The sequence below is a fragment of the Nitrospira lenta genome (assembly GCF_900403705.1).
Taxonomy (GTDB): Bacteria; Nitrospirota; Nitrospiria; order Nitrospirales; family Nitrospiraceae; genus Nitrospira_D; species Nitrospira_D lenta.
Genome location: NZ_OUNR01000012.1, coordinates 40,733 through 61,102, shown reverse-complemented (window position 1 = coordinate 61,102; position 20,370 = coordinate 40,733). Strand labels below are relative to the sequence as shown.

Sequence of the window (20,370 nt, the reverse complement as noted above, 5' to 3'; positions counted from 1 at the left end):
GAAACCATCAAGCCGTTGTCGCACGACGGACCATCGGCGACCTAGCCGAACAAAAGAGAAAATGACGGGTGATATTGAGGGGGGAGATGGGCCGAGCCACGGGAGTGACTCGGCCTCAGGATCGCGGGTTATGCGCTCTTCGCGTCTTTATCCTGCTCGAAAATACGAATCGGGGGATTCTTCCCGGAGATCGCATCTTCTGTGATAAGGACTTCCTTGATTTGCTTTTGTGACGGAGCATCGTACATCACGTCCAGCATCACTTCTTCAAGGATGGCGCGGAGTCCTCGTGCCCCTGTTTTTTGCAGGTAGGCTTTACGAGCGACGGCGCCGAGAGCTCCCTCGGTAAACTTGAGTTTCACTTTTTCAAAGGAAAGCAATTTTTCATACTGCTTCGTCAGGGCGTTGCGCGGTTCGGTCAAGATGCGAACCAGTGCCCGCTCATCCAGTTCCTCAAGTGTGGCGACGACCGGTACGCGGCCGACAAATTCAGGGATGAGTCCGTATTTGAGGAAATCTTCCGGCTGGACATGGGCGAGCATTTCTCCCAGCCGAGCCTCGCTGCGTCCGCGAATTTCTGCTCCAAAGCCCATCGATTTGCGATTCAAGCGCTGCTCAACGAGCGATTCCAGCCCGACGAATGCGCCTCCGCAGATAAACAGAATGTTACTGGTATTGACCTGAATAAATTCTTGATGCGGATGTTTCCGTCCGCCTTGCGGAGGGACATTGGCCACGGTGCCTTCGATCAGCTTGAGCAGCGCCTGCTGCACGCCCTCTCCGGAGACATCGCGGGTGATCGACGGGCTGTCGCTCTTGCGGCTGATCTTATCGATTTCATCAATATAGACGATGCCGCGCTCCGCCCGTTCCACATCGTAATCGGCCGCTTGGAGAAGCTTCAGGATGATGTTTTCGACATCTTCCCCCACGTATCCGGCTTCCGTCAGGGTGGTGGCATCAGCCATGGTAAAAGGGACATCGAGGTATTTGGCCAGGGTCTGGGCCAGCAGGGTCTTTCCCGTTCCGGTCGGGCCGACCACCAAGATATTCCCCTTTTGAAGTTCGACGTCATCGACGTCTTTTTCTTTCGAGGAAATACGCTTGTAGTGATTGTGGACGGCGACGGAAAGAATCCGCTTCGCACGATCTTGCCCCACGACATATTGATCGAGATGGTGCTTGATATCGGCAGGCTTTTTGAGCTTGGACGAGATTTCTTCTTTGGCTTCTTCCCAGTCCTCTGCAATGATGTCATTACAAAGATTGACGCATTCGTCGCAGATATAGACGGTCGGGCCCGCGATCAGCTTGCGTACTTCATCGCGGCTCTTCCCGCAAAAAGAACACCGTAAGTGTCGATCCACCTTGTCCTGCTTGGCCATGCGCCCTCCTGTGTTACTTACCCTTGGCCCCGTCTTTAGCTGCGTCGCCTGACTCCACAGACTTGAGCCCTTTCGTCTGCCGAGAGATGACTTCGTCGATCAGGCCATACTTCTTGGCTTCTTCTGCTGACATGAAGTAGTCGCGCTCGGTATCGTGCGAGATTTTCTCGATGGGTTGGCCGGTGTGCTTGGCCATGATTTCGTTCAGCCGTTCACGGATTTTGAGGATCTCTCGTGCATGGATATCGATTTCAGTCGCCTGCCCCTGGAATCCACCGAGCGGTTGATGAATCATGACGCGGGCATTGGGCAGTGCGTAGCGTTTGCCCTTTGCTCCGGCGGTGAGGAGCAAGGCTCCCATACTTGCCGCCTGGCCGAGGCAGATGGTATTGATCGGCGGCTTCACGTATTGCATCGTGTCATAGATACCGAGTCCCGCCGTGACGCTGCCGCCGGGGGAATTCACGTAGAGATTGATGTCCTTTTCGGGGTCTTCGGCCTCAAGGAACAAGAGCTGGGCAATGATGAGATTCGCGAACATGTCATCGATCGGCGCCCCCAAAAATATGATCCGGTCTTTCAGGAGCCGGGAGTAGATATCGTAGGAGCGTTCGCCTCGATTGGTTTGTTCGACTACGATCGGGACCAACATAGATTCAATTCCTTTCCGCAATGTTTGGAGCGCGCCCCTCGATCGAGGCGTTTGCAGGCACCGTGTCTAACCTTGGATCACAGAGTTGCGGTATACAAAGTCCAACGCTTTATCCGCCAGAATGCGCGAGCGCAGCTCCTCGATGGAATCCTGGCCGCCGGCCTGAATCATTTTCACGAGCTCGGCCATCGGAACGCGGAGTTCGGTGGCCAGCCTGGTGACCTCGTTGTTCATATCTTCCTGGCTGACGGAGATTGATTCTTTCGTAGCAATGGCTTCGAGGATCAGACCGACTTTGACGCGCCGGTTGGCTTCGTCGCGGTTCTCTTCGCGGATAGTCTTGAGTTCTTCGGCCGTGGCGGCGGGTGATGGATCGGTGGCCTTGCCACGTTGCCGCTCTTGGAGTCTCTGTCGAACGATGGCGTCCAACTCACGCGTGACAAGGGTTTCCGGCAGATCGAAGTGGTGTGTTTCAGCCAGCCGTTTGAGAATCGTATCTTTGTAGGATTCATCAATGTCGCGCTTGAGGGCTTTCTCCATCTCACTGCGCAGCTTGTCTTTAATTTCTTGAAGCGACGAAAAGGGCCCGCAGTCCTTGGCAAACTCGTCGTCGAGTACCGGGAGTGTTTTCTGCTTTACGCCTTTGATGGCTAGGCTGAACTGTACGGTTTTGCCGGCGACTCGCGTATCGGGATGACTGCTGGGATAGTTCTGAGGAATCTCGATGATGTCTCCCTCTTTCTTGCCGGCTACATAGCTGTCGATTTCAATGCCGAGGAGCGCGGCTTTGGAGCCGACTTTGTGCAGCTGGCCTTCTTTCTTGGTTCCCTCGAGCGAGGTGCCATCGAGGAAGCCTTCGAGATCAACGACGGCAAAATCTCCCTCGCCTAATGCGGTGCCGGCTGGGGCGGCTTCAAGCCTCGCCTGCTGTTCACGCAGCACCTCAAGGGCCCGATCCAGCTGCTCATCGGTGACGGTCCGCTTGTCCGGCTTCAGCGAAATCGGATTGGGGGCTTTGTAGTCACGCAGTTCGATGGTCGGCTTGATTTCGACTGTGGCCGTGAAGGTGAAGGGTTCGTCTTTCTTAATTTTCACCCGTTCCAGCGGTGGGATTTCGACGAGCACCGGGCTGATGCCGGCCTCGCGGACCGCGCGGTCGTAGAAATCCGGCACGATGCTGCGAATGACATCTTCTTCGACTTCTTTCGCGTAGCGCTTTTCGAGGAGGCCCAACGGGGCTTTCCCTGGGCGGAATCCTGGAATGCGTACTTGGCGGTTCAGCTCCGTATAGGCTCGCGAGAAACGCTGCGTGACTTCCTGCGCAGGGACTTCGATTTTCAATGCCCGCTTCATGGGGCCGAGCTCGGTCATTTCCATCTTCATCGTCATGCCTCAATGTCCTTCCACGTACCGTGATGGGCGGGCCCAAACGGAGTTGCCGTCAAATTTGGTGCGAGCGGAGGGACTTGAACCCCCACGGTTACCCACGAGATCCTAAGTCTCGCGCGTCTGCCAGTTTCGCCACGCTCGCACGGTGGGGAGCATCGCGGGGCTGTCGACGCGGATGCTGAGACAGCAAAACACGCGATTGTGTAAGCCTTTTGTACCGTCGGAGGCGACCTACTGTCAACCCATACTCATGCGGGGTTTATGCAGTTTTGAGTGTTCAGACAGTGAGCAATGGAGAGCAGCGACGACCCTGGGCAGGAGGCCGTATGGATTTGTCTTTCTGCAAGGGGGAGCAGGAGGGAGATTGGGGTGGGCATAGGTGGGTCCTGGTTCGTACCGGAGGGTGAGAGTATACTGGTTTATGGGGTCTCCGCAGTGAGGGCGGCAGGCTACATACTGGTAAAGACGTGGTCTACCTCAAGCTCCCATATGGGTAAGGAGGTGGTGCAATGTATCGCTTTTCTTTTTTCATCTCCATCATTGTCAGTTGGGCTATGGTGCTGTGGGCTGACCCGGCTGGGGCCTATCGTGAATATTTCACCGCTGAACAAAAAGCACAGCTCGATAAGATTCAAGTGGTGCTGGTAGAAGCCCTGGCACTGACCGACAAGGGCGCGATTGATGCTGGTCCGTTGACCTCTGCGGTCTCGCGCCGCCTCGGTGAGGTCGGCTACACGGTAGTGCAGGATGCTTCCAAGACGCATGATGCGGTATTTCGAGTGAAATGCGAACAACGCAAGACCTGGGAGGGCACGGCCTCGTCGGGAGGAGACAATGATCTGCCTGATGCTCCCTCTCGGCTATGGAAAGGGCCGGCCTGCCAGCTGACGTATGCCTTAGGCGGAATGAAGATTAAATGGCAGAAGGAAGTCCGCACGGATTTCGAAGACGCCGCGACCGCCGCTCAGACGGCTCAGGCCGGAGATCCGGGAAGCTTTGCTATTGCGCGGCTGACGAATCAACTCGAGAAGTATGAGTTCCCATTGATTCTCGCCGCCGAATGGGGCCATGCCGACCGCTTGCTGAAGCTGATGGATTCTTCAGAGACGAGTCTGCCCAGGAAGGTCAAAATCATTTCGCTGTTGGGGGAAATGCAGGCGGATGAAGCCCTGCCGAAGCTTAAACAGGTGCTGCAGGATCGCGATCTGGCCAAGCAGGCGTTGGTGGCGATGGGCAACCTCGGGAAGGAGGGGATCCCGCTGCTCGTAGACGTGATGAATACGTCCCCCATGGTAGACATGCAAGCTTCTGCTGCAAAGGGTTTGGGGCAGTTGGGTGGCCTGCATGGCGATGCGTCCGTTGTGCTCCCCTTGCTGGCCAAGCTGCAAGATCCGAAAACCGATTGGACGGTGCTGACCGAAGTAGCCTGGGCGTTGGGTAAGATTCCCGACAAGCGTTCGATCCAACCACTCTATGATTTGGACAAGAAGCTGCAGCGGTTGCGGGATCCGGAGAATCAGACATTAAAGAAACTCAAGGAAGCCGTCTTTTGGGCCATCAAGCAGTGTGATACCTGGGATCAGTATAGCTGAGCGAGCGTTGACATTGCTGTGAGAGGCCACCTATCGTGCTCCGTGTTGAGTGAACCAGCACGGAGCACGATATGCCAACCGGTCCTGCCCCTGACCGATCTACGAGTCCCCGCGCAATACTCGAACGTATAACCCTTCAAATGGCCTCGAGTCTCGATCTTCAGGTCGTGTTGGATACCATCACCCAGGGTTTGGTGGAGGAGTTGGATGCGGCCTTCGCTCGTATCTGGCTCCTGGGTCTCGGCGATCTTTGTGCCGACTGTTATAAAGCGGCCGACTGTGCGAACCGGAGCCGCTGCCTGCATCTTGAAGCGAGCGCCGGGCTCTATACCAATCTCAAAGGGGAATATCGCCGTATCCCGCTTGGCGCATTGAAGATCGGAAAGATCGCGCAAGGATCCAGCGCCATTTTTACGAACGACGTACTCGGCGACGATCGACTTCCGAATAAACAATGGATGCTCGACAATGGTCTCCGCTCCTTTGCCGGGTATCCATTGAAGTTCCGCTGGGAATTGCTTGGCGTCATCGCGATGTTCGGACGCCGGCCGCTCAGCGGAGAGGAGTTCGAGCGATTGGCTGTCTTTGCCAATGAGGCCGCGATTGCGATCAAGAATGCGCAGCTGTTTACGGAAGTTCAACAGCTGAAGGATCGGCTGCAAGCCGAGAATCTCTACCTTCGTGAAGAGATCAAACTCGAGCATAACTTTGACGAGATCATTGGCGAGAGCCAGAGCGTCAAGGCCGTGCTGCGGTCGATCGAACAGGTCGCACCGACCGACTCAACGGTCCTCATCCACGGAGATACCGGGACGGGCAAGGAACTGATCGCCCGGGCAATCCACCACATGAGCCCTCGCCGGGTTCGCACTTTGGTGAAGGTGAACTGCGGCGCGATCCCCGCCAATCTTATCGAAAGCGAACTCTTCGGTCATGAGAAGGGATCATTTACGGGAGCCTTACAGCGTCGCATTGGCAGGTTTGAGTTGGCGGACGGAGGGACGATCTTTCTGGATGAAGTGGGAGAACTTCCGCTGGATGCGCAGGTGAAACTTCTGCGGGTGTTGCAGGAGCGAGAATTCGAACGGGTCGGCAGCGGTCATTCGACGAAGGTCGATGTGCGAGTAATCGTGGCTACGAATCGTGACCTCCATGCGGCGGTGAAGGCCGGTTCTTTCCGGGCCGATCTCTTCTACCGGCTGAATGTGTTTCCGATCGAGGTGCCTCCTCTATCTGCCCGTGCTGCCGATATTCCGTCCTTGGTCAACCGCTTCATCACAAAGTGTTCAACCAAGCTTGGCAAACGATTTGATGGTGTGTCACACGCGACGATGGATCGTCTGATGGCGTATTCATGGCCCGGCAACATTCGAGAGCTGGAAAATGTAATCGAACGGGCCACGATTCTCGCAAACGGGCCGATGCTTCAGATCGACGAGGTGATGCTCCCGGGAAACTCCGCCCCGCTGTTGCCGGTTGCCGATTCCCTGGAAGAGGTGGAACGAGCCCACATCCTCCGCATCCTTCAGGATGTGAACTGGGTCATTGAAGGAAAACAGGGCGCCGCGACTCGGCTTGGTCTCCATCCCAACACTCTCCGATCCCGTATGCAGAAGCTCGGCATCAAGAAACCTCTCTCCACCGCATAGCAACGAACATAGCGTTCTCTCTCTACGAGATATCGTAGTTCCACGACATCTCGTGGAGGCTCCTCGGCTTCCTCCTGCTTCATGCAACTGCGAGTAACCAGGCAAACCCTTGTCTCAGCAGTGCTTTATCTTGTTTCACTCATCGTCGAGACAGGTGGCACCGGCCTTGCGGTAGTGGCGAGGTGCGATGGCCATCGCAGAGAACGTTCGAAAGTGACTCCGCATCCGATCAGGACAACGCCGACAAGCAACTGAGACGATCCACAGTATGGACGTGAGTAAACACAGGAGACGACGATGGAACATAAGACGATAGGAAGAGCATGGTGGTCGAGTGTAGGGCTGGGAGTGTTGGCGATTGCCCTCTTAGGATCAAGCCTCGATGCCTATGGCCAAACCGCCAAGAATAATCGAAAGGTTGTCACTCGCGAGGCCACGGCCGTGAAGTACAGCAGTATCAAGGTGGATGGATTGAACATCGCGTATCGTGAGGCAGGGGATCCCAGCAATCCCAAAATTGTGTTGCTGCATGGTTTCCCGGCCGCGTCGCATCAATATCGAGACCTCATACGATCCCTTTCAGATACCTTTCATGTCATTGCCCCAGACTATCCCGGCTTTGGGCTCAGCGATATGCCGGATCCAGCCACGTACGATTACACCTTCGACGGCATTGCCGAGATCGTCGAGCATTTTCTGAAGCTCAAAGGCTTTGACCACTACGGCCTCTATGCTCAAGATTACGGTGGACCGATCGGTTTCAGGATTGCTGGGCGCAATCCCAAAGTGCTTGATTGGCTGATCGTCCAGAATACGAACGCCTACGAAGTCGGCTTCACTGCTTCGTGGGACGGCTTCCGTGGCGCACTCTGGAAAAACAGGTCGGCCGAGTCCGAAAAACCTTTGGAGGGATTTCTTACTTATGATGCGATCAAGGGCATCTATCTGTTCGGAGCAAAAAATACTGAGCTAATCAGTCCTGATAACTGGGAGTCAGATTTCGCGTTTATGCAAAGACCGAACGCGGTCCGCGTCAATCTGAACCTCTTTTACGACTATCGCAAGAATGTGGAGCTGTATCCAGTGTGGCAGGAGTTCCTACGTCAGCATCAACCCAAGACGATCATTTTCTGGGGTCAGACTGATATTTTCTTTACGCCACAAGGAGGGGAAGCCTACTTGAAGGACCTTCCGAGTGCCGAAATGCATCGTCTTGACGCCGGGCATTTCGCTGTAGAAGACCATCTGGACTACATCTCGAACCAGATGCACCGTTTCTACGCAGAAAAAGTGGCGAATGGAAAGAAGCACTAGCACAAACGGCTCCCTCATCTGAATAAGGAGAAATCATGAAAACGGCCATCATCATTCTGTCCGACCCGAAGACTGGTTCCGAAGAGTCGCTGGGACGAGTCTTTAATGCCCTTGCCCTGGCATCCGAATGTAAATAGAAAGGCGACGAAGTAGCCGTCGTGTTCAATGGCGCCGGTACGCGCTGGCCGGCTGAATTGACCAAGCTCTCGCACCCAGCCAATGGTCTCTACAACGCTGTTCGCGATGTCGTGCAAGGCGCCTCATGCGGTTGCGCGGAGGTCTTTGGGGCGACGGAAAGTGTTAAGGCTTGCGGAGTCCCGATTGTGAAAGACCATGCATTGGCGGGGACAGCGGGGCTCTTAAGTTTGCGGCGCTACATGGCGGAAGGCTGGCAGACAATCGTGTTTTGAGTCGAGTCCCAGGAGACGACCGTAAGGCCGCCTCCTGGACAGGCTGGAACGGAAGACGAATTGGGGAGGCGCGATGGCAACGAAGTACCTCGATCTGATGTTCACGGATGCCGTGAGGCGTGCGCAGACCCAGTATTACGGACAGGCTGGCAGGATTGTGGGTGCTCCCGACCGAGACCCGCTGGGCCAGGCAGAAGCGGAATTTATTGCCACACGGGACAGCTTTTACGTGGGATCGATCAGTGAAGGCGGGTGGCCCTATATCCAGCATCGCGGCGGGCCTTCCGGATTCTTGCGGGTGCTGGACAGTTCGACATTAGTCTTTGCTGATTATAAGGGCAATCGGCAGTTGATCAGTACGGGCAATATGTCGGTGAACGATCGGGTAGCGCTTTTTCTCATGGACTACAAGAACCGCGAGCGGCTGAAAATTCTCGCCCATGCCCGTATCGAGGATGCCCGTGCGCATCCGGAGCTGACCGAGCAGATGGTGGCCGTCAAGATGCGGTCGAGCGTGGAACGTCTGGTCTTCATCGATGTGGTTTCATTCGACTGGAACTGCTCAAAGTACATTACGCCGCGCTACTCGGCGGATGAGGTGGAGGAGCGTACCGGTCCGTTGAGGAGGCGTATTGCCGAATTGGAGGCCGAACTTCATACTGGAAAATCGTGATGGTCTTTAGCCGAGGCCGCAAACAGTACGAGCAGGTTGCCCGATAAATGGAGGGACCGATGAACGAGTTGTCACGCAGGCGGTTTTTGCAATTGTCCGTAGCAACCGGCGGCGCCTTGATGTTTGGCGATCTGATCGACCGGGTGCTGGACTTGAGCGGCCGAGCTTACGCCGCAGGGGGAGAGCCGATTAAGATCGGCATACTCGATCCCTTGTCGAGCCCCTATAAGACCTCCTCCATCCATGACGTCCACGGGGCGAATGTGGCGGTGGATCTTTTTAATAAACGAGGTGGTGTGCTGGGACGGCCGGTGGCGATTCTCGAAGCCGATGACGCCTCGAATCCTGAGCAGGCGCTGAAAGTCGCCACTAAGTTTATCAAGGAGGATCATGTTGACGTGCTCATGGGCACCTTCAACGCGGACTGTGCATTGGTCGTCTCTGAATTGGCAAAGAGAGAAAACAAACTGTTTGTGGTGACCGGGTCTCATCTCCCAGAGTTAAGCGGCGCCTCCTGTAATTCTCACACCTTTGTCTTCATGCCCCACGCCAACATGTTGGCGCACGCGGTGGTGCCGCATCTGGTGAAGGCCTATGGGACTCGCTGGTATATGATTACGACGAGTACGCTCGACGGCAAAGCCGCCGCGCAGGCGATGCTGGAGGCGGCAGAGGCGCACAAGGTGGAGTTGGTCGGCGAAGCCTTGATGCCGTTCGGGTCCACGGACTTTCTATCGGCCCTCAGCGCGGCGAAGGCCAAGGAACCGACGGCGATTATTCTCAACCTCTATGGATGGGATCTCGTGCATGCTTTGAAGGGGTACGGCAAGCTGGAATTGGCCAAAGAGAAAATCGGTGTCGGCGGGATGATCAGCGGTGAACAGATTGGGCGCCCGTTGGGCTATGCCAACAATGCGGGGATTTGGGGCCTCATCTGGGACCCCAAGATCAACACTGAGAGTTCAAAGCGATTCATCCAAGGCGTGATCGACAAGTACAACCATACGCCCACCTCCCGGTGCTATTTGGGGTATGCCGCGATGACGCAGATCCTCGACGCGATTCAGCGCGCCGGGTCAACCGAGACGGCTGCATTGATCAAGGCATTGGAAGGGCACGAGTTCGATGGGCTGAAGGAAGGACGGTCGAGTTTTCGGGCGTCGGATCATCAGCACGTGCAGGATGTGCTGGTAGGGGAAGCCTTTGGAAAAGAATTGGGACTGGGCCATTACAAGATTCTTGCAACGGTGCCGGGCCTCGCGAATCTGGGGGCGGCAGACCGGCATCACTGTCAGCTGGCATAGCTCAGCTGTCAGGAGGGCCTCGACGCGGCCCTCCTGACAGGCGGCTATTGAGGCAAGACTACAATCTCGACACGACGATTCTTTCGCCGGCCATCTTCCGTGACATTGCTAGCCAAGGGATGGCTTTCTCCATAGCCCTCTGCTGCGATGTGATTGGAAACGGCTCCCCCCTGCTCCAAGGCCTCCCGAGCATGGGCGGCGCGAGTGCGCGAGAGCACGGTGTTTGAGGGAAACCGCTGGATCAGTTTCCCGCCGATCGGGACATTGTCTGTATGTCCGGTGACGCGAAGATGGCGATCCGGGACGTTGCGGAGAATGCCGCCGACTTTCCGAAGTACCTCTGTCCCCGCTGGTTTCAAGCGATCTTCACCGGATTCAAACAGTAAGCGGTCTGCTAGATGGATCGTGATTTGATCCCCGGATTGCTGGACGGTGATGGTTCCCCGTTCGATCTCTGGGCGCAGGAGCGTCAGGAGATCGGTATAGGTTTGAGTCAACGGCGGTTGCGGGCGTGTGGTTAATTGTCGCTGAAGCTCGGCAACTTGATCTTGAAGTTGCGCCGTGGCAGCGAGTTGGCGTTGCCGATCCCGTTCGAGCGCCGCGAGGCGCTCGTCACGGTCGTCGACGATCGGTTCTGCCACGGGGACTGCGTTGCGGTGACGGTATTCATACCCGCCGTCGCAGCAGACGGGATTGCCTGAACAGCCGCCGGCGAGGACACCGACAAGACAGAGAGATCCTGTGAGGACGCGTTTCCCGTTCATGGGCCGGCTCCTTGGTAAGACGCGATGGGGTTCGCGTCAGTCATGAATTGTGCGGTGGTGATGGGAGGTAGGGTGTCGCGATACGCGACACCCTACCTCCGCTCAGCGGAGATGAGAGACTTACTTCGTGACGCGGATTTCGACGCGGCGGTTTTTGGCCCGGCCGGCATCGGTGGTATTCGGTGCAACCGGCTTGGTGTCGGCATAGCCGTGTGTCGTGGCTGCGCCCAATCCGCCTTCAGTCAAGGCTTTGGCCGCGTTGGCCGCCCGCGCTTCAGAGAGTTCCTGGTTGGTCGGGAACGTCTTTTTCAGCGAGCTCTTGATCGGACGGTTATCCGTATGTCCGTCCACGGCCACTTTATACTCAGGAAAATCTTTGAGGATGGCACCGACCTGCTTCAACGCATCGGCGCCTGCCGGTTTCAGTTGATCTTCTCCTGAGCCGAACAGATAGCCTGAGGTCAAGTTGATGAGGAGCCGCTCGTTATTCAGATCGACGGCGATCATCTGCTTGTCGATCTGCGGTCTCAGCGCACGGATCAAGCCGCGCTGCGCTTCTTTCAATTTCGCCATTTCAGCGGAGAGATCGCCACGGAGGCCGGCGAGGTCTTTGTCCCGATCCGCCAGCATGTTCTCGAGCTCTGCGACGCGCTGTTTGCAGGCGGTGAGCTCGGAGGCGATCCGCTCTTTGTCGCCTGCGGTTCCGCCCATGGCGGCGAGTTGAGCGGTCAGATCGGCGTTGCGTTGTTTGGCCGTGGCGAGTTCTGTCGCCAGCTTGTCTTTGTCCCCGGCTCCGGCTTGCAAGGCTGCGAGCTGTGCTTGGGTGGCCGCGAGATCCGCGGCCAGTTTCTCCTTGGCGCCGCCTGCGGCCGACTGGGTAGCGGCGAGCTGGCGTTCCAGCTCGGCCGTGCGGGCTTTCGATTGGCTCAGATCGCTCTGCGCGGAGGAGAGTTGGCTGGCGAGTTTCGACGCGTCTCCCGCGTTCGAGCGGAGAGCAGCCAATTCGCGATCGCGGTCGGCCAGCTGGCTTTCGAGCGCTTTCACGCGGTCGCTGAGTGCTCCGTTTTCCTTCTTGGCGGCGGCGAGCTCATCGGCGAGCCGTTGCCGTTCCTTTTCCAGCGCGGCAAGGCGTGCAGCCATGTCTTTGGCGGCCTTGTCGGCGTCCCATTGATCGCGATGACGGTATTCATAGCCGCCGTCGCAGCAGATGGCGTTCCAATCGATCGCGGCGGCATTGCCGGCGATCGAGAGAAGGCTGAGGGCCAGAATGGGGATGCGAATCGATTTCATACGTGCTCCTTTTGTGGTTGTGATGGTGCGTTGCACTGTAATCGAAGAATCGGCCGAATCCTAGTGTTTGCCTTTGAGGACATCGCGGATCTCCATGAGGAGCTTCTCTTCATTGGTCGGGCCGGCCGGAGGAGCCGGTGGGGCTTCTTTTTTGAACCGATTCATCTGCTTGACCAACAGGAAGATGACGAAGGCTAGGATGATGAAGTCGAAGGTCGCCTGTAAGAAGACCCCATAGTTGATCGTGGGGACGCCGGCCGCTTTGGCGGCGATCAGCGAGGGCTGGGGAGTGCCGGACAAGTTGATAAACAGGCTTGAGAAATCGACTTTCCCCATCAGCAATCCCAAGGGCGGCATGAGGACATCGCTGACAAGGGAGGAGACGATCTTGCCAAATGCGCCGCCGATGATCACCCCGATTGCCATATCGAGCACGTTGCCTCTCATGGCAAATTCTTTAAATTCTTTTAACATCGTCAGGCCTCCTTGGAGGGTAAGGTGCGTGTTGTGAGCGTAGACTATCGTTTCTTGGTCGTATCGAAACTGTATCCCAGCGTGAAGAGATACAAGTTGTCGGTGTCGCCGGTGCCCGGCGCTGGCCGGCTGTTGTATCGCGTGGTGACTTGAATGCCGCTCACGAACCCTTCCCAGATTTTGAAGCGGACGCCGTTATCCATGGTTAAAAAGTAGTTGCTCGCATTTTGCAGCGACGGATAAAACTCGTTGTAGTGATAGAACGTGATGCGATCATCGAGTATAGGCCAATTTAATTTCATCGAGATACGGGCGCGAATGGAGGACTGGTCGTCCGCCATGCGGAAGTCTTCATTGAAGAAGGACACGCCGGTTTCCGTATAGAACGTCATGTCTTTGAGGATCCCGCTGAAATCCCCTCGGTCGATGAATTGATAACCAGGGCCGGATGCCAAGGCGGTTCGCATCTTGAGGTCCTGAAAGCGATCGTTTTCCACGTAGGCGGAGGCAAACCAATAAAAACGTTTGGTGATAAAGAAGTCAAGCTTGATGGTGCCGCGGGCATTGCGCGCAATGAGGGTGTTGGCATTTTCCCCATACACATAACGGCCGTTGATGGATAACCGAAGCTGCTCGCTGCGCGCGACAAAATCTCCCAGCACGCTGGCGTTCTTGAGATGACTGTTTCCGGTTGTCTGGGAGAACCCACCGGTCAGACTGCCGGTATAGATGACCGGCGGTTGAACCAAGGGATTGACGGATCCGATGGTATCGAGTGGTACGGTGAGCGAACCTTTGAGGGGTTCGGACTGGATGTTCAACTGACCATCGGCTCCGGCGGTCGCGGTCCCGACTAGGACGCTGCCTTCTTTGAGATGAAACGGGATCGGATGGTTGACGGCGAGTTTGACGACTTCGCTCCACTTCACCTTAATCGCACTGTCCGGGCTGGAGGGAGTTTTCATAACCAGCACACCGGCTGCCATCTCGATGACTTCCCCATAGATGGTGCTGCCGTCTTTGAGGGTCACCGCATCGAGCGGGGGTGCGGGCGCAGGCACATCGGCTGCATGAGCCGCGGCCCCGCCGCAAAGTATAGCGGTACAGAGTGTTAGAACGGCGAACAGGTGCTTCATCTTTCCTCCTCGGGTCTCTCTGGATAGGTAGTAGTGCGCGCGTCGACCTCGTGGTGACGCGGCATTTTCAATGTTACTCAGGCTGATGAGTCTAGCGTGCATCGGTTTGTATACCCGACTGATTATGGTTGTGCAAGACGGACCTTCTCGCGCCGGCAGGCTGTGGGAACCCCGCCGCAGCATGCTCGGCGAGTTGGACGAGGTCGATGCGTCGCTTGTATCTGCGAAATGTTTCGTCGTGTAATCCGGTCTGTTCATGATGGTTCACGGAGTTTGCCGGTGGTGGTGCGCGGTGGTTGGCTACGCGTGGAGGGAGCGTGTTTCTTGATCCGGTGTGTGCCGTCACTATTGTGATTGAGAATGCGACAGAGATTACCGAAGAATTCAAGCAACGCACCCAGCATGCTTTCCCGCAGTCTTCGTGACGCATGAGGTTCGAGGCGGATCCACTGATCGTCATGGCGCTGAAGTACGGAGAGCGTATAGCCGGCGGCGGCGCCTCTCTCCTCGGGGACCAGCAGAAACTCCTGACCATGTGGATCGGTAACGAGGAGGCCCTTGGGAAGCATCGGACTATCCTTTCCTGTGTGTGGAGAGGGGGGACACATCAGAGGGACGGCGATGCCGGCTGATCTGCGTGATGAAATAGTGAATCGCTTGGTTCCGCCGTGTGACGCCGAGTGTTCGATAGAGTGTCGCCAGGAGTTTGGTGATGGCCGCCTGCTTTGTCTTGAAGGCGGCGGCAATCGCTTTAATTGTGGCTCCCTCCGCCAGCATCGCGAGGAGCTTCAGGTCGGTCCGCGAGAGGGGCGGCATGAGAATCGTCGGACTGTTTGCGATGGCGCGCGTCATCCTCGATGAGTTGTGGACCGGCTTTTGGGGCTCAAGGAGGGATTGTCCCGCGGCGATTGTCTTGATCGCGCGGAGGAGATCTTTGGCTCCGGCATCTTTTGTCAGATACCCGTGTCCCCCTGCCATGACGGCATCATAGAGGTCTTGATCGTCGTTGTAGGCGGAGAAGAACAGGATTCGCATGCGGGGAAACGCAGAGAGAATGTCTCGGCAGGCGTCGGATCCGGTGCCATCGGGCAAGCGCATATCCAAAATCACGACATCGGGCTGCGTGCGATGGACCTCTTCAAGAGCGCAGGCCCTGCTGCCGGCTTCTCCTACCACTTGAATGCCACGATCCAATTTGAGTATGGCCCTGATTCCCTCGCGCGCGAACGCTGAATCATCGACGGGAACAACTCGGATCGGCGACAGTGCGACGGATGTTTTCATGAGCGATGCGAGTCCTGTTGCGCGTAGATGGGTCGGTCGAACATGGTTTGTCTGTACTCAGAGGTATCAAGGTTCGTGCCATAGCTGATGGAGCGAGTTGTTTTAAATGACGGGGTATTCCTGAGCGCCGCGGTGATCGCGTCTCAGTCAAGTTGTCGCAGGAGACAGCATTGTCTCACGGTGCGTGTCTCATCATGTGAGCGGGTGTCGGCGGGTCGGAGCGAAGTTATTCGGCCATCTCGATATGGTGGGCGAGGAGTCGGCGATAGAGAGTGGCGCGGCTTATTCCAAGCAGTTTTGCAGCCTCTGTCCGGTTCCCTTGGGCCTGTTGGAGGGCGTGCAGCAATTGCGCTTTCGGCTCCGGGCGCGGTGAGTCTTGGGGGACGGGCGAGAGGTGGTGAGGCTGAGGGCGGTGGAGTTCTTCAGGAAAATCGGACGGCATCAGGCAGGTGGTGCGGGCGCTGATGACGGCAAACTCGATCGCGCTTTTCAGCTCCCGAACATTGCCGGGCCAGGCGTAGATCATGAGTAGATGGAGGCTGTCCGGATGCAGATTCGTGATGGCTTTGCCGGTGGCCGCGCAGACTTGGCCGAGCAGGGCTTGGATGAGCAAGGGAATGTCATCTCGCCGATCGCGCAGCGGGGGCAAGTGGATGCGCGCCACGCGGATGCGATAGAGCAAATCAGCGCGAAAGGTGCCGCGAATGACGTCTTCATTGAGATTGTGATGCGTGGCGGCGAGGATGCGCACATTCACCTTCCGTGGACGGGTCTCTCCCAGGCGAGTGATTTCTTTCTCTTGCAGCACTCGGAGCAAACTGGTTTGGACGGAGGTGGGGATGTCTCCGATTTCATCCAGGAACAGGGTGCCGCCGTCCGCCGATTCAAATAATCCATGGTGATCGTCGATCGCGCCGGTGAAGGCGCCTCGCTTATGGCCAAACAACTGGCTGCCCAGCAGTGAGTCGGTCAAGCCCGCGCAGTTGGCGGCAATGAAGGGCCGGTCTTTCCGTGGACTGGAGTAATGGATGGCTCGGGCAATGAGTTCCTTCCCGGTTCCGGTCTCGCCTTCGATGAGGACCGTGGAGTCGACGCGGGCCACGTCACGGACGAGTTGGTAGATCTGCAGCATGGAAGGACTGCGTCCGACAAGATCGTGAAATTGCGTTTGATGGTGGAGCTGTTGCCGCAAGTGCTGGATCTCTGTGCGGTCGTGCAGCAGGATGATGCGCCGCTCGGAGGAGTGCGGGTCTGCATGGATTTCGTAGTCGATCCATCGCGGGGTTGTGCCGATCAAGCGAAGGGGGCGACGGCCGCGTTGTGGCGCAAGTGCGTTCCATGTGTGGCGGAGATGTTTCCGGTCTGTGGAATCCAAGGGGAGGCTCTCTTCCCAGGGCTGACCGATGATCTTCGCGGGCGGACACTCGATCCAGTTGAGGCAGCGTGGACTGATGAATGTGACACAGCCCTCTTGATTGGTGACGATGGCGGCCAGATCGAGATGCTGCAAGAGCGCCAGGACATCGTTGCGCTCTTGGGTGGCGATGGCCAGTGACCCGGTCAGGGAGATGTGGGTTCGCTCATGGGTTTTGACCTGGTCGAGATGGTGCAAGCGCTGATCGCGAGCGTGCTGTAAGAGCGCCTGTATCTGATCGAATCGTTCATCGACACGCTCGATAAGGAGCAGTGGGCGACGCGAAACGGTCAGTGCGGTGGCTTCGAATTGGTGCTGGATGGATGTAAGGTCACGATGGCTCCAGGGGCCTGATCGAACCACTCTGCCAGGATCGTCTTTCCATGCGGATTCGCATTCATCCAGGAAATGCCGGAGAAAAGGGGCGAGGCTCCGGACGTCAATGGGAGATTTCGGTGACGAGGTGAAGGTGGTGGCCCACCAGGGTGGCGGATCTCCAATGAGGCGAAAGGTATGTCCCGTCCCTACTCGCGCGAGAACGGCGGCGCCAAGCTTTTGAAGGAGAGCCTCCAGCATGGGCTGAGGCAGGGCGTTGGGTGAGCTGGATGGCGCCATGGCAGTCCAGATAGATTGCTACGCGGCTGCTAGCAGCGTTTGAGTGAGCTGCATAAAGAGTTCAGGCACCCCGTCGCCGGTCTTGGCGCTCCCCGTGAATACGAGCCATCCCTGCTGTCGCAGCCGCGCGAGGGTTGCGTCATCGATTTCCCATTCCTTGACTTGATCGACCTTGTTCACGATGAGCACGAAGGGCACCGGACCAAGGGTGGCCTGGGCCAACCGGTGGAGGGCTTCCGCCGTATCCAGTGTCGACCGCCTCATTCCGTCGGCGACGAGGATATAGCCGGATGAACCGCGCAAATAGGATTCCCGCATTTTCTGAAAATCGTCCTCTCCATAGAGATCCCAGATCATGAGTGTCACATCCTGGTCGGCGACGAGGAGGGTTTTCTTCTCGATGGTCACACCGATCGTCGTGTGGTACTGCTCCGAAAACATGTCTGTGATGAAACGGCGGACGAGGCTGGTCTTTCCGACGGCGAATCCACCCAGAAGACAGATTTTTTTCTGGATCATGGTGCGGAGCCCGCGCGGCCGGCGACATTCTTGGATGTGACGAGGAGCGTAACCCTCCGCTGTGCCGTCTGATGGTTTTTCGTTCCTCCACGTTTCTGTCCGGCGAAGGAGGCTGGTTCCACGCTTGCGGTGAAGGTGAGCGGAGGAAATGCAGCAGGGCCTCCAAGGGCGACGATGACCGCGTGCGCTCTCGCCGTGGCCAGCAGAAAGTTCATGGTTTCCGGTCCGGCCGAATCGGCATCGCCGATGGCTTCGACGAGAAGCGTCCCATCCGAAGAAGAGAGGGCGGACTGGCGCAAGTCCTCAAGCAGCGATTTGACCGGCGTGACTTTGCGCAATTCTTCCTCGGAGAGCGTGGAGGAGCCGCTCTCAAAGAGGAAGTCGCTCCGGTTTAATTGTGCGATGAGATCAGCGCGCGAAACGGTGTGGAGATCCGTATCGTGGTATTCACGAATGCCCGGCAGCAAGGGGGCTATCTGTCTGGCTTGGATAGCCCAGAGTTCCGGCGCCGTTCCGCTAGCGGTGAGGCGGCCATCGTCATAGCGAAGCGTGGCCGTTTCCGGCGGATGAAGGAGCGCGATCGCGCGCGGGCCGGCGAATTGAGAGTCGAGGGAGTGGAATGGGGTCCAGTGGGAGGTGATGTGGTCGCGCGCGATTCCTGCCTCAGTCAACAGGTCTGTCGGGTCTGTTGCCAGTGGATCGCGAAGTCCCTCAAGGGTCACGGTCTGGCCGTCGCGTTCGAGTGTCGTGATGACGATGCCTGGCAGGGTGCGGATTTTCTGCGTCAGCTGATGCCAGCGCTGGGTGTCTTGATAGGACGTCCAGCCCCAGAAGGCTGTGGCGAGGACGAGGGCGGCGACGGTCACCCAGGCCATGGGGGAGATTTGTGTGCGGGGCGTTTGGTACTGAGTCTGGACACACTCCATGAGGCGGTCGTGCGTGGCATCGAAACCTGAAGGGTTTCCGTCGAATGCCGCGAACGCGTCGGCGTAGTCGAGTTGGATCGATTCGAGGGTTTGCTGGACCTGAGCCCGAAGGTATCCTGGTGCGGTGCCCCTGACAACGCAAGCCAGAACGGCCTGGGCGCCTTGCTCGATCAAGACCCGGCATTCTCCAACTTCTAGCGTATTGAGGGTCTGCCCTCGTGGGGTACGGAAGGTATCCTGCACGAAGGCCTGGATTGCCGTCAGCATGCCGGAAACCAGCTGTTGATCATGAATAATGGCGGTGTCCGATGCGACGTGATGGAGCAGGAGGCCGGTGTCGCGATGGATGAGGAAGAGCTGCTCGACACGAAATCGCAAGGTGTGCAGAAGGACGACCTCGGCGAAGGGACGCCCCGTTCGCCAAGCTTCGATTCGCCAGGCAAGACCTTTAGGGGACAGGCTGTGATCGATGGTCTGATTGAACGACTGCATCATCCCTTGCAGGGTGCGGACGATGGCTTGGCGGATGGCCGGACCCATGATGGGGGCGATGGCCTCGGCGATCACATGGGGGTGCCGTCGCACAGAACTCGTCAGGGCGGTCTGAACATGTGGGGTGAGCGCGGCGGTGAGCCGTTCGTCCTGTTTGCCCCGCAACGTGATGGCTTCAGCAAGCACTTTGCTGACGGAGGGCGCGTCGGTCTCCGTATGGTCAATGCGATTGCGGAGCTCGGTAAGCTGGGTTTGCTCCGGGGCGAGAAGCAGTGTGCGAAGCTCAGCCCACTCGTGTTTTAGCTGGGGGCTGGCGGCTGGATTCGCCGATGAGGGTTGGTTGCTGGGCCTGGGTTGATTCATCAGCAGGGGTTCCTTGCATCCCGGACGCCTAGGATGTGGGCGAGCCCTGCTGAAGTTTTTGTGAGAGTTCCGTCAACAGCTCCGCGAGGGCGGTGCGGTCGGTCTTGGTCTGCCGCAGATCCGTGACGGAACGATTGAGAGACTCTGAGAATTGGTCTTGTGTGGAGCGGATCGTTTCTTTAAGTGCGGTGACATGATCGAGGATCTCCTGGCGGAGCGTCTGTTCTGTCTGACTAGACTGGTGGGCCAGGTCCGCCGCTTTGCGCTCGACCACGGTTCCAAGGCCGGTGAGGTCTCTGACGAGGTGCTGCAAGGCTTCGCCGCGAATTTGTTGTTCATGGTGTAGGCGTTCGGACAGGACTGCCACTTCCTGCTGCATGAACGCTTCGAGTGCGTCGAATCGTTTCGTGAGTTCCGCTCTGAGCGCGGCCGCTTCCTTGACGAGGTTCTGTTCAAGTGTGGAGAAGCGCCGGTCGTGATCGCGGACTTGTGCGCCGAAGAGGATGTCCCGAATTTTTTCGAGGTTGCCGTTCTGCCCATTGTCCTCGGTCGACAAGAAATGGGAAGGTGGCGTGGAAGACTCGACGACGAGCGAAGGGGCTTGAGCGTCCGCGGCTTCGGGTGACATAGGCGACTCCTTGGGTCCGTGCTCTCTGGCGCATGAGGATGTCATGCCCAGGAATAAGAGGGTGATGGATCGCGTCATCCGCTAGGAGATGGCGATC

At 57.4% G+C, this 20,370-nt stretch carries 19 protein-coding genes and 1 tRNA gene; 6 read left to right on the top strand and 14 right to left on the bottom strand.

Going from position 1 to position 20,370, the window contains the following annotated elements; all coding sequences use genetic code 11:
- Positions 1-128 precede the first annotated feature (128 nt).
- From clpX to NITLEN_RS06625, 4 genes are all read right to left on the bottom strand, one after another.
- Complete coding sequence (clpX, locus tag NITLEN_RS06640) at positions 129-1,385, bottom strand: ATP-dependent Clp protease ATP-binding subunit ClpX (protein ID WP_121988823.1); 1,257 nt, start codon at positions 1,383-1,385, stop codon at positions 129-131.
- A gap of 13 nt (positions 1,386-1,398) precedes the next feature.
- Entirely contained in the window at positions 1,399-2,037 is a 639-nt protein-coding gene (gene clpP, locus NITLEN_RS06635) for an ATP-dependent Clp endopeptidase proteolytic subunit ClpP (protein WP_121988822.1), read from the bottom strand.
- A 66-nt stretch (positions 2,038-2,103) separates the two neighbouring features.
- Complete coding sequence (gene tig, locus NITLEN_RS06630; protein WP_121988821.1) at positions 2,104-3,426, bottom strand: trigger factor; 1,323 nt, start codon at positions 3,424-3,426, stop codon at positions 2,104-2,106.
- 59 nt (positions 3,427-3,485) lie between these two features.
- Positions 3,486-3,568: transfer RNA gene (locus tag NITLEN_RS06625), tRNA-Leu, on the bottom strand.
- 367 nt (positions 3,569-3,935) lie between these two features.
- Between NITLEN_RS06625 and NITLEN_RS06620 the strand changes: the two genes are divergently transcribed.
- From NITLEN_RS06620 to NITLEN_RS06595, 6 genes are all read left to right on the top strand, one after another.
- Positions 3,936-5,018, top strand: a complete 1,083-nt coding sequence (locus NITLEN_RS06620) for a HEAT repeat domain-containing protein (protein ID WP_121988820.1) — start codon at positions 3,936-3,938, stop codon at positions 5,016-5,018.
- Between the two features lie 140 nt (positions 5,019-5,158).
- Entirely contained in the window at positions 5,159-6,667 is a 1,509-nt protein-coding gene (locus NITLEN_RS06615) for a sigma-54-dependent Fis family transcriptional regulator (protein WP_181416690.1), read from the top strand.
- A 297-nt stretch (positions 6,668-6,964) separates the two neighbouring features.
- Complete coding sequence (locus NITLEN_RS06610) at positions 6,965-7,981, top strand: alpha/beta fold hydrolase (protein WP_121988818.1); 1,017 nt, start codon at positions 6,965-6,967, stop codon at positions 7,979-7,981.
- Between the two features lie 158 nt (positions 7,982-8,139).
- Complete coding sequence (locus NITLEN_RS06605; RefSeq protein WP_219999401.1) at positions 8,140-8,391, top strand: hypothetical protein; 252 nt, start codon at positions 8,140-8,142, stop codon at positions 8,389-8,391.
- Between the two features lie 73 nt (positions 8,392-8,464).
- Positions 8,465-9,064: a pyridoxamine 5'-phosphate oxidase family protein gene (locus NITLEN_RS06600; RefSeq protein ID WP_121988817.1), complete on the top strand. Its 600-nt coding sequence runs from the start codon at positions 8,465-8,467 to the stop codon at positions 9,062-9,064.
- A 59-nt stretch (positions 9,065-9,123) separates the two neighbouring features.
- Positions 9,124-10,368: an ABC transporter substrate-binding protein gene (locus tag NITLEN_RS06595; protein ID WP_181416689.1), complete on the top strand. Its 1,245-nt coding sequence runs from the start codon at positions 9,124-9,126 to the stop codon at positions 10,366-10,368.
- Positions 10,369-10,412: 44 nt separating this feature from the next.
- Here the strand turns inward: NITLEN_RS06595 and NITLEN_RS06590 are convergent, their stop codons facing one another.
- The 10 genes from NITLEN_RS06590 to NITLEN_RS06545 form a co-directional block, all read right to left on the bottom strand.
- Positions 10,413-11,132 carry an OmpA family protein gene (locus NITLEN_RS06590; protein WP_121988815.1) on the bottom strand — a complete coding sequence of 240 codons (720 nt, stop codon included), beginning with the start codon at positions 11,130-11,132 and terminating at the stop codon, positions 10,413-10,415.
- Between the two features lie 120 nt (positions 11,133-11,252).
- The gene (locus NITLEN_RS06585; RefSeq protein WP_121988814.1) at positions 11,253-12,422 is read right to left on the bottom strand and encodes an OmpA family protein; all 1,170 of its coding nucleotides are present in this window, start codon (positions 12,420-12,422) and stop codon (positions 11,253-11,255) included.
- 60 nt (positions 12,423-12,482) lie between these two features.
- On the bottom strand, positions 12,483-12,896 hold the full coding sequence (gene mscL / locus NITLEN_RS06580) for a large conductance mechanosensitive channel protein MscL (RefSeq protein WP_181416688.1): 414 nt from the start codon (positions 12,894-12,896) through the stop codon (positions 12,483-12,485).
- Between the two features lie 44 nt (positions 12,897-12,940).
- Positions 12,941-14,032 (bottom strand): DUF481 domain-containing protein, encoded by a 1,092-nt coding sequence (locus tag NITLEN_RS06575; RefSeq protein ID WP_181416687.1) that lies wholly within the window; start codon positions 14,030-14,032, stop codon positions 12,941-12,943.
- A gap of 254 nt (positions 14,033-14,286) precedes the next feature.
- Complete coding sequence (locus NITLEN_RS06570) at positions 14,287-14,601, bottom strand: hypothetical protein (protein WP_121988811.1); 315 nt, start codon at positions 14,599-14,601, stop codon at positions 14,287-14,289.
- A 4-nt stretch (positions 14,602-14,605) separates the two neighbouring features.
- Complete coding sequence (locus tag NITLEN_RS06565; protein WP_121988810.1) at positions 14,606-15,316, bottom strand: response regulator transcription factor; 711 nt, start codon at positions 15,314-15,316, stop codon at positions 14,606-14,608.
- Between the two features lie 226 nt (positions 15,317-15,542).
- On the bottom strand, positions 15,543-17,345 hold the full coding sequence (locus NITLEN_RS06560; protein ID WP_121988809.1) for a sigma-54 interaction domain-containing protein: 1,803 nt from the start codon (positions 17,343-17,345) through the stop codon (positions 15,543-15,545).
- Between the two features lie 18 nt (positions 17,346-17,363).
- Positions 17,364-17,864 carry a Rab family GTPase gene (locus NITLEN_RS06555; protein WP_121988808.1) on the bottom strand — a complete coding sequence of 167 codons (501 nt, stop codon included), beginning with the start codon at positions 17,862-17,864 and terminating at the stop codon, positions 17,364-17,366.
- The gene (locus NITLEN_RS06550) at positions 17,861-19,645 is read right to left on the bottom strand and encodes an OmpA family protein (protein ID WP_121988807.1); all 1,785 of its coding nucleotides are present in this window, start codon (positions 19,643-19,645) and stop codon (positions 17,861-17,863) included. The genes NITLEN_RS06555 and NITLEN_RS06550 overlap by 4 nt, the downstream gene beginning before the upstream one ends.
- A 28-nt stretch (positions 19,646-19,673) precedes the next feature.
- The gene (locus tag NITLEN_RS06545) at positions 19,674-20,273 is read right to left on the bottom strand and encodes a hypothetical protein (RefSeq protein WP_121988806.1); all 600 of its coding nucleotides are present in this window, start codon (positions 20,271-20,273) and stop codon (positions 19,674-19,676) included.
- Between the last annotated feature and the right edge of the window lie 97 nt (positions 20,274-20,370).

Coding starts and splice junctions, on each gene's coding strand:
- NITLEN_RS06590 (WP_121988815.1), bottom strand. CDS start 11,132: ATGAACGGGAAACGCGTCCTCACAGGATCTCTCTGTCTTGTCGGTGTC.
- NITLEN_RS06600 (WP_121988817.1), top strand. CDS start 8,465: ATGGCAACGAAGTACCTCGATCTGATGTTCACGGATGCCGTGAGGCGT.
- NITLEN_RS06550 (WP_121988807.1), bottom strand. CDS start 19,645: ATGAATCAACCCAGGCCCAGCAACCAACCCTCATCGGCGAATCCAGCC.
- NITLEN_RS06610 (WP_121988818.1), top strand. CDS start 6,965: ATGGAACATAAGACGATAGGAAGAGCATGGTGGTCGAGTGTAGGGCTG.
- clpX (WP_121988823.1), bottom strand. CDS start 1,385: ATGGCCAAGCAGGACAAGGTGGATCGACACTTACGGTGTTCTTTTTGC.
- NITLEN_RS06545 (WP_121988806.1), bottom strand. CDS start 20,273: ATGTCACCCGAAGCCGCGGACGCTCAAGCCCCTTCGCTCGTCGTCGAG.
- NITLEN_RS06555 (WP_121988808.1), bottom strand. CDS start 17,864: ATGATCCAGAAAAAAATCTGTCTTCTGGGTGGATTCGCCGTCGGAAAG.
- clpP (WP_121988822.1), bottom strand. CDS start 2,037: ATGTTGGTCCCGATCGTAGTCGAACAAACCAATCGAGGCGAACGCTCC.
- NITLEN_RS06595 (WP_181416689.1), top strand. CDS start 9,124: ATGAACGAGTTGTCACGCAGGCGGTTTTTGCAATTGTCCGTAGCAACC.
- NITLEN_RS06565 (WP_121988810.1), bottom strand. CDS start 15,316: ATGAAAACATCCGTCGCACTGTCGCCGATCCGAGTTGTTCCCGTCGAT.
- NITLEN_RS06620 (WP_121988820.1), top strand. CDS start 3,936: ATGTATCGCTTTTCTTTTTTCATCTCCATCATTGTCAGTTGGGCTATG.
- NITLEN_RS06570 (WP_121988811.1), bottom strand. CDS start 14,601: ATGCTTCCCAAGGGCCTCCTCGTTACCGATCCACATGGTCAGGAGTTT.
- mscL (WP_181416688.1), bottom strand. CDS start 12,896: ATGTTAAAAGAATTTAAAGAATTTGCCATGAGAGGCAACGTGCTCGAT.
- NITLEN_RS06585 (WP_121988814.1), bottom strand. CDS start 12,422: ATGAAATCGATTCGCATCCCCATTCTGGCCCTCAGCCTTCTCTCGATC.
- NITLEN_RS06615 (WP_181416690.1), top strand. CDS start 5,159: ATGGCCTCGAGTCTCGATCTTCAGGTCGTGTTGGATACCATCACCCAG.
- NITLEN_RS06575 (WP_181416687.1), bottom strand. CDS start 14,032: ATGAAGCACCTGTTCGCCGTTCTAACACTCTGTACCGCTATACTTTGC.
- tig (WP_121988821.1), bottom strand. CDS start 3,426: ATGACGATGAAGATGGAAATGACCGAGCTCGGCCCCATGAAGCGGGCA.
- NITLEN_RS06560 (WP_121988809.1), bottom strand. CDS start 17,345: ATGGCGCCATCCAGCTCACCCAACGCCCTGCCTCAGCCCATGCTGGAG.